Source organism: Microbacterium sp. Bi128, assembly GCF_918698205.1.
The window spans coordinates 1-1,064 of the sequence record NZ_CAKKMM010001633.1; the positions used below are offsets into that span (position 1 = coordinate 1).

The window sequence follows — 1,064 nt, forward strand, 5'->3', positions numbered from 1 at the left end:
GGGCGTTCTACTCTCCGGTGATCGGGGACGGCGGCCGCACCCCTAACTTGGCGCGGTTCCAGTTCCTCGACCCCGCCTCGCGCGACTTCTACCCCGACTGGGACTTGTTCGGCGAAATGTGCGTCGGCATCATGCGCGCTGAAGCCGGCCGCGACCCCCACGACCGCACCATGCAGGACCTGGTCGGCGAACTGTCGACCCGCAGTGAGACGTTTCGGACACTGTGGGGCGCCCATAATGTGCGGACTCACGGGTCCGGCACGAAACGCTTTCACCACCCCGTGGCCGGCGAACTCACGCTGGCCTACGAGGAACTGGCGATCACCGCGGAACCGGGCCTGGTCCTCTTGGTCTACACCGCCGAGCCGGGCTCGCCCTCAGCGGAACGGCTGCACCTCCTCGCCAGCTGGAGTGCAAGCGACGACGCCACGATCGAACGGCGCCGGGCAACCAGCTGAAGGAGGGAAAGTTCCGTGCCGCCAGAGAGCGTGTTACCCGGCGCCGGAGTTGCCTTAGACGTAGTTCAGGCTGACGAGCAGCGCCTTGAGCTGGGCGTATTGGTCTGTTGCCATCCAGGCCTTAGCGGCGGCCCGGGTCGGGAACGCGGGGTTGTTGAAAAGAACACTCGTGGTGAGCCCTCCGTTCCCCGTTGCAAGGAGCCCGCAGCTTGAGGTGACGCCTTTGCCCTGCTCCAGGTATCGAGGATCGCGGAGACCCATTCCGTAAAAATCGCGGGTCGAAGAGGATTCCACGGCGAACCCAAAAACAGGTTTAGTGCCGTCTGGTGCGGTCATTCCCGGAGCCTGCGCCTTATCGAACACTTCGCGGGAGGTGGGCGCAGCTGCACAACCAGTGGTAAAGCCATTTTGTAGTGAGAGCAGATCGTTGCCGGCGCCGTCGGAAACGATCGCTTCAACGCCGGGGACGGTTCGGGCAGGCGGGAGGACCGTGCGCACGGTCCAGGTCGACGGATACGTGAAGGAAATGTGGCCATCCGGGAAAGTGAACGTCTTCCGCGCAGGTGCTGCAGGCTTCGCTGACGGGGCAGGCGCCGCCACCGGGGG

2 pseudogenes are annotated in these 1,064 nt (G+C 64.8%); one reads left to right on the forward strand and one right to left on the reverse strand.

Annotated elements, in window-relative coordinates:
* Positions 1 to 458, forward strand: a pseudogene (locus tag LQV45_RS35100) (transcriptional regulator); the annotation flags it as partial.
* Between the two features lie 54 nt (positions 459 to 512).
* Here LQV45_RS35100 and LQV45_RS35105 read toward each other — a convergent pair.
* Positions 513 to 1,064: pseudogene (locus LQV45_RS35105) on the reverse strand (hypothetical protein); the annotation flags it as partial.